Origin of the sequence: Streptomyces albospinus, from assembly GCF_014648695.1 — a bacterium.
GTDB lineage: Bacteria > Actinomycetota > Actinomycetes > Streptomycetales > Streptomycetaceae > Streptomyces > Streptomyces albospinus.
Genome location: NZ_BMRP01000107.1, coordinates 1 through 6,785, shown reverse-complemented (window position 1 = coordinate 6,785; position 6,785 = coordinate 1). Strand labels below are relative to the sequence as shown.

Here is a 6,785-nt window from a genome sequence, read left to right as displayed (position 1 = left end):
GGAAGCTCGGTGAACAGAATCGACAGGTTGACGTTGAAGCGCGTGTCCGTGAAACCCATGAAGGCTCGGCATCCCTTCCGGATGACTGAGTTCCACCATCCTTCCGGATGACGGAGTTCTGTTTCTGCTGTACGGGATGGTGGTCATGCCGGGCGCGGCGGTCAAGCAGCGCCCGGCACACCGTCCGGATCGGGGCCGGAATCAGCCCCCGGCCGGCGTCAGACCTTGAGCGGCTTGATCGCGGTGGGGGCGTGGCCCGGCTCGGTCGCGATCTCTTCCCACTCGTTCACCTTGTCGATCTCCGCGGCGGCCATGGAGATGTTGGTGATCCGCTCCAGGATCGCCTCGACGACGACCGGGACCCGGTACTCGGCGGCCAGCTTCTTCGCCTCCTCGAAGGCGGCGCCCAGCTGGTTGGGGTCGGTGACCCGGATCGCCTTGCAGCCCAGGCCCTCGGCGACCTTGACGTGGTCGACGCCGTAGACGCCCAGTTCCGGCGAGTTGATGTTCTCGAACTCCAGGTTGACCTGGAAGTTGATGTCGAGGTTGCGCTGCGCCTGGCGGATCAGGCCCAGGTACGCGTTGTTCACCAGGACGTGGACGTAGGGGATCTTGTGCTGGGCGCCGACCGCCAGCTCCTCGATCATGAACTGGAAGTCGTAGTCACCGGACAGCGCGACGACCGGGGTCTCCGGGTCGGCCTTCGCGACACCGAGCGCGGCCGGGATGGTCCAGCCCAGCGGGCCGGCCTGGCCGCAGTTGATCCAGTGGCGCGGCTTGTAGACGTGCAGCATCTGCGCGCCGGCGATCTGGGAGAGGCCGATGGTGGTGACGTAGCGGGTCTCCGGGCCGAAGGCCTTGTTCATCTCCTCGTAGACGCGCTGCGGCTTCATCGGGATGTTGTCGAAGTGCGTACGGCGCTGGAGTTGGGCCTTGCGCTCCTGGGTGGAGGCGGCCCAGTCGCTGCGGTCGGGCAGCTTGCCGGCGGCCTTGAGCTCCTTCGCCACCTCGATGAACAGCTCCAGGGCGGCCTTGGCGTCCGAGGCGATGCCGTAGTCCGGGGCGAAGATCTTGCCGATCTGGGTCGGCTCGATGTCGACGTGGACGAACTTGCGGCCCTTGGTGTACAGGTCCAGCTTGCCGGTGTGGCGGTTGGCCCAGCGGTTGCCGATGCCGAGGACGAAGTCCGACTCCAGGAAGTTGGCGTTGCCGTAGCGGTGCGACGTCTGGAGGCCGACCATGCCGGCGTTCAGCTCGTGGTCGTCGGGGACGATGCCCCAGCCCATCAGCGTCGGGATGACCGGGATGCCGGTCAGCTCGGCGAACTCGACCAGCAGGTCGGACGCGTCGGCGTTGATGATGCCGCCGCCGGCGACGATCAGCGGGCGCTCGGACTCGTTGAGGAGGGTGATCGCCTTCTCGATCTGGGCGCGGGTCGCGGCCGGCTTGAAGGCGGGCAGCGGTTCGTACGTCTCCGGGTCGAAGTCGATCTCGGTGAGCTGGACGTCGATCGGCAGGTCGATCAGGACCGGGCCGGGACGGCCGGAGCGCATCAGGTGGAACGCCTGCTGGAAGACGCCGGGGACCTGGGCGGCCTCCATGACCGTGGTCGCGGCCTTGGCGACCGGCTTGGCGATCGCGGCGATGTCGACGGCCTGGAAGTCCTCCTTCTGGATCACCGCGGTGGGCGCCTGGCCGGTGATGCAGAGGATCGGGATGGAGTCGCCGGTCGCGGAGTAGAGGCCGGTGATCATGTCGGTGCCGGCCGGGCCGGAGGTGCCGATGCAGACGCCGATGTTGCCCGGGTGGGTCCGGGTGTAGCCCTCGGCCATGTGCGACGCGCCCTCGACGTGGCGCGCCAGCGTGTGATCGATCCCGCCCGCACCCTTGAGCGCCGCGTAGAAGGGGTTGATCGCCGCGCCGGGCACGCCGAAGGCGTTGGTCACGCCCTCGCGCTTGAGGATCTCCACCGCAGCGCGGGCTGCTGTCATTCGAGGCATCGAGTACTCCTGCGTCGGCCTGTCACGGGCATTCCGGCCGAAACGGCCGGGGATAATTCCGCATCATGGAATTAATGTTTTGCTTTATGGAAGGAACGTAGAGCGAGACGTTCCGCCCGTCAAGGGGTGCCTGGTGAGCGATGCAGGCGGGCGGGCACGCGCGCACGCGAAAAACCGCGCACCGGTGACTACCGGTGCGCGGCTCGGTGATGGACGGGGCCGCCCGCTCAGGGGCCGGCGGCTCCGACGGCGGCGGGGCGTCGGGGGGGCCGGAGGACCCCTCGCTTCGTCTCCGCGCGGCGCGAAGCGCATCACGGCGGCGTCACAGCGCGGGCGGGTACGGCGGAGCTCCAGGGCGATCAGCCATCGAGTGCCATGCAGCCTGCCGTGGGCTGGTGACGCCTTGACCTGTTGACGCCTTGGCCTGTTGACGGGTGCCTTGGGCCGCCTACAGTCGGGAGGTTGCTGTATTTCGCCGCTGTACCGGCGAATACGTGGAGATGCCCACCACTGTGTCGGCGACCTGGCGGAGGGCTGCGTTGCAGCCGGTCTGCCTTCCGAGCCCGTTGCTCGTCGTAGGAGCGACGGGCGCTCGGTGAGAGGCGCAGGGCGGAGAACACCCGGCGCCGGAGTGCGTCGGCGACCCGGTTGTTGCGCACGTGACGGACCCGGACGGTGCGGCTCGATCGAGGCCTTACCTGGTTCCCGCCGGCCAAGGTCCAGCCCGGGCTCACCGACCGCCGCTGGTTCCTGGATGGAACGATCTGCTCAGCGCCCAGATGATGAGGAGGTCGAGTGTCATCACGATGATGGACCACACGGGGTAGTACGGAACGAACATGAACTGGGTGACCAGGCTGATTCCCGCCACCGGTATACCGGCCGCGCGCGCCCAGCTTTTGTCAAGCAAAACCCCCACGCCGATAACGACGAGCGCCACTCCGACCACGAGGTGGATACCACCCCAAGCGGAGAGATCGAACCGGTAGTCGTACCGAGGCGAGGAGAACACGGTGTCGTGTGTGATGGCGGTTACGCCCTGAAGAATGCTGAGCGGCCCGCTCAGCATCAGTGACGTCCCCGCGAACAGGGACGCGCCGGAGATCAATTCACTGCTGTAGGGACTCCCCTGCCGCCCCTTGTTGGGCACCGCTGCCATGGCCGCCGCCTTCCTGTCCAGCGCGGCCACCGACGCACACGGCTCGTGCGAGGCAAGCCACGCTCCCCTGACAGCGTCACCTCAATTCTCCGGTGCCGCGACTGCAACCCACCCCCGGAGACCACGGGCTCCTACCGCGCTGCTCGGCCTCGGTTCAGGGCTGGCGCGCGCTCTTCACAGGCTCCCCGTAGCCCGTCTCGGACGGGAATCACGACGCCCCCGCTGCCCGCCCCGTGCACCGTCGCCCCCTACGCCGGTGGAGTGGGCCTGCTCCCTGGTGTACAGGTGGATCGCGCCGCCGTACGAACGACCTGGACGCCAGGGATCAAGGCTGGGACCCGTCGCTGAAGCGGCCGGCGCTTCGCACCCCGGACCGACCACCCGCGTTGGTGTGAGCTGTCAGCCGAGGAGGGAAGGAACCCCGGGCCACGAACGGCCTGGGGCTTTTTCCTGGTCAATCACAGAGACCCCTGCCGACGCTACGGCTCGGCGCGCACGCCATCCACCGAGGCCCTGGAGCGGCTCTGGGCGGAAGCCGGCACGGGGCGAGAGATCATGGCCCCTTACGCCGGCTCGCGGATCTGGCAGGCTTCCGAGCTTCGGCAGATCAACCGGCTTCGGGCTCAACTGCTGGAGATTTTCCCCGCGTTGGAGCGAGTGCCGGAGCTGACGAATCGGGGGCCGGCCAAGCTGCTGACCGTGTATCAGACCCCGTCGACCCCATGCCGACACGGGATTTCGTGCCGCCGTCGGCGATTCGGGACCAAAGTCCCTATGCGCTACGGAAGATCGCCGATTGCATTGCTGCCCAAGACGTTTCCCCCGTTCCGCCCCTTTTGGATTGGGAACCTCCATGAGCCATGTCTCCAGACGGCGCGTTCTCGCCTTCGCTCCCGCAGCCGGCCTCGCCGCGGCCGTCCCCGTGTCGCTCACAACCGCAGGTGCAGCGGCGGCGGCACCCAGTCGGCTGAACGCCCCGCGCAACGCCTCGAAGCGCAAGGCAACCGTCCGCTCGCTGCAAGAGATCACGGACGAGTGGGGCACGTGGATGGCCCGGGAGCGGTTCCCCGGCTCCCACGGTTGCCGCTTCACCGCCTCCACGGACTACGGCAAGCAGAGCGCGCTCGGCGACTACCACAAGTACCAGGTCAGCGCGGAGTACAGCGGCATCACCTACGACCCCAACGCCCCCTCCCCCATACCGGGTCAGGTCAGCTCCGTCACCACCAACTACCGCAACGGCTCGACGGTCGAGCAAGTCGTCACGTACAAGCAGGGCAAGACGACCGAACAGGACCTGCGGATCTCCGTGACCGAGTCGCTGAAGATCGGCGTCTCCATGGAGGTCTCGGCCGAGATCCCGGCCGTGGCAAAGGTCGGCGAGACCACCACGATCGAGACCAGCCTCTCCTCCACCCAGGAGTTCGCCCACAAGGAGGTCCAGAACTGGAGTGTCGACCTCCCCCTCAAGATCCCGCCCAAGTCGGTCATCGAGGCGTCCCTCGTGATCGGCACTCAGAAGTACGACATCGACTGGACGGCCACCGTCAACATGGCGGGATCCGTGGCGATCTGGTTCAACGACAAGGTCGACCTCAACCACGACGGTGACTACCACTGGCTCTGGTTCGTCCCCATCGAGGAGGTGCTCCGTGACTGCCGCACCCACTCGATCGTGGACACGACCGGTTACGAGATCACCGCGGACGGCGTGGATGCCTTCGCAAGCGGGAAGTTCAGCGGGGGACAGGGCGTGTCCGTCAACGTGAACGTCGTCCAGAAGGATCTCAACGGCGGCCGGCAGCACGGCGTCCCGCAGCCGATCCCGGTCCCGCTCAGCCAGGACGGCAAGAAGGTCATCCGCGCAGGCCGCTGATCGGCGAGTGCGTTGTGCGGGAGGGGGACCCTCGCCCCCCGCAACTGGGCCACGCCACAGCCCATGACACCGCGGAGTCGCCCTGCCAAGCCGCACAAGGGCGGCACCGCAGTCCGGTTACGGGCCGGAGTCGTTGCCGTCGCTCGGCGCACACAGGGCGTCCCAGGCGGGCCGGCATGAACGTGTCGGGGCGTTGCCCGGCACATGGCGAGTACCGGTGGCGTTCAACTCCCGCAGGATCTGAAGCGCCTCGATCAGCGGCTGAGCCCCGGCGCCGCCGGCGAACCGCACTGTCCCAGCACCTTCGGCGCACACTGCCGTATGTCGGTGGAGGAGCCTTCCAGCAGCCGCAGATGCACGTGATCCTTCGGCAGCCGCACGGTCGCCCCAACGTTGGCGGCGGTCAGCCCGGCATACCGAACTCCCCCCGCAGCAGCGTCCCCACCGCCTCATCCGGGATACCGCCATCGACGAGCACGGGCCGGCGCTGTTGTTCGCCAGGGCATGCAGGCTCAGGTGCCTGCACCGGCCCGGTCGATCCGCCAGTCCCTCCCTGCCGACCGGCCGACGACCAGCAGCGAAGCCTGAAACACCCTTCTGTACGGCAGATCTCGCCACAGGATCCCGGCCCGCTCTCCGAGCGGAGAGCGACGTGGTGGTGCCGGCCGGTGTCTCCTGACGCGGGCGTGAGACTACTTGCAGGCGGCCTTCCTGAGTTCGGCGGCCAGCTTGGCCCGCTGCTCCTCGGTGACCGACAGCTCGTAGACGAACGAACTCCACTGCAAGGACGACGGCGTCCACCAGGCCACGCTCGCCATCGCCCAACTTCACCACCCCGCCCTCACGCGATAACTCCCGTCCCCTACGGGACCACCTTTGCGAGAGGCCCAAGGGAGACGGCTCCCCACCTCGCCGTCTCGGAGGATGCTCAGTCGAGACAGAACTCGTTGCCCTCGATGTCCTGCATCAGCAGGCACGACTCATTGACGCCATCGGCACCCAGTAGTCGCACGCGTACCGCGCCGAGCGCGACCAGCCGTGCGCATTCGGCCTCCAGCGCGGCCAGGCGCTCTTCACCCACGAGTCCGGTGCCGACCCGCACGTCAAGATGCAGCCGATTCTTGACGACCTTGCCTTCGGGAACGCGCTGGAAGAACAGTCGCGGGCCCACGCCTGAGGGATCAATGCAGGCGAACGCTGAACCCTGCCGCTCAGGCGGCAGCGAGCGATCGAAATCGCCCCAAGTGGCAAACCCCTTCGGTGGCGACGGTACGGCGTACCCCAACACCTCGCACCAAAAACGAGCGACGCGCTCAGGTTCTGCGCAGTCGAAGGTGACTTGGAACTGCTTGACCGACGCCATCGGTTCACCCTAGCAGCGGGGCTCTGTTGCCCAGTTCCCGGTGGTGATGCGCATGTTGACGGGAGGATGGACCTTGCGAGCCGCTGCTGTGTCGTGCGGTCGCGGGGGCGAACCGATGTGGACGCCTCCAAGGGGTTGCCCGTCGTTCCGAGTTGAAGATCGCCGACCAGTTGCAGGGCCTGTGGGAGCCACCCTCCGCCCGGCCGTGGATCGCCGCGAGTACGGGCCGTTGCCCGAGTTCTCTCCTCCCCGCCGCAAACCACCTCCCAAATTTCTCCCACAAGCGAGGTGAGGCCTCCAGGAGACGTCCAAGGGCCCCACTTCCAGGGGCGGTTTCCAGGAGTCGTCGCAACACAATTTGATCAACTGGCTGTTGCCAGGAGCTTA

At 67.4% G+C, this 6,785-nt stretch carries 6 protein-coding genes; 1 reads left to right on the top strand and 5 read right to left on the bottom strand.

Going from position 1 to position 6,785, the window contains the following annotated elements; all coding sequences use genetic code 11:
- Positions 1-218 precede the first annotated feature (218 nt).
- Entirely contained in the window at positions 219-2,000 is a 1,782-nt protein-coding gene (gcl, locus tag IEZ17_RS41185; RefSeq protein ID WP_189308760.1) for a glyoxylate carboligase, read from the bottom strand.
- A gap of 730 nt (positions 2,001-2,730) precedes the next feature.
- Entirely contained in the window at positions 2,731-3,189 is a 459-nt protein-coding gene (locus IEZ17_RS41180) for a DUF7144 family membrane protein (protein WP_229853126.1), read from the bottom strand.
- A gap of 823 nt (positions 3,190-4,012) precedes the next feature.
- On the opposite strand from IEZ17_RS41180, the gene IEZ17_RS41175 reads away from it, so the two are divergent.
- On the top strand, positions 4,013-5,035 hold the full coding sequence (locus IEZ17_RS41175) for a cytotoxin leucocidin (RefSeq protein ID WP_189308759.1): 1,023 nt from the start codon (positions 4,013-4,015) through the stop codon (positions 5,033-5,035).
- Positions 5,036-5,152: 117 nt separating this feature from the next.
- Here IEZ17_RS41175 and IEZ17_RS41170 read toward each other — a convergent pair whose 3' ends face one another.
- The 3 genes from IEZ17_RS41170 to IEZ17_RS41165 form a co-directional block, all read right to left on the bottom strand.
- Positions 5,153-5,326 carry a hypothetical protein gene (locus IEZ17_RS41170; RefSeq protein WP_189308758.1) on the bottom strand — a complete coding sequence of 58 codons (174 nt, stop codon included), beginning with the start codon at positions 5,324-5,326 and terminating at the stop codon, positions 5,153-5,155.
- Between the two features lie 401 nt (positions 5,327-5,727).
- Positions 5,728-5,853: a hypothetical protein gene (locus IEZ17_RS44085; protein WP_268249903.1), complete on the bottom strand. Its 126-nt coding sequence runs from the start codon at positions 5,851-5,853 to the stop codon at positions 5,728-5,730.
- Between the two features lie 110 nt (positions 5,854-5,963).
- Positions 5,964-6,398 (bottom strand): VOC family protein, encoded by a 435-nt coding sequence (locus tag IEZ17_RS41165; protein ID WP_189308757.1) that lies wholly within the window; start codon positions 6,396-6,398, stop codon positions 5,964-5,966.
- Between the last annotated feature and the right edge of the window lie 387 nt (positions 6,399-6,785).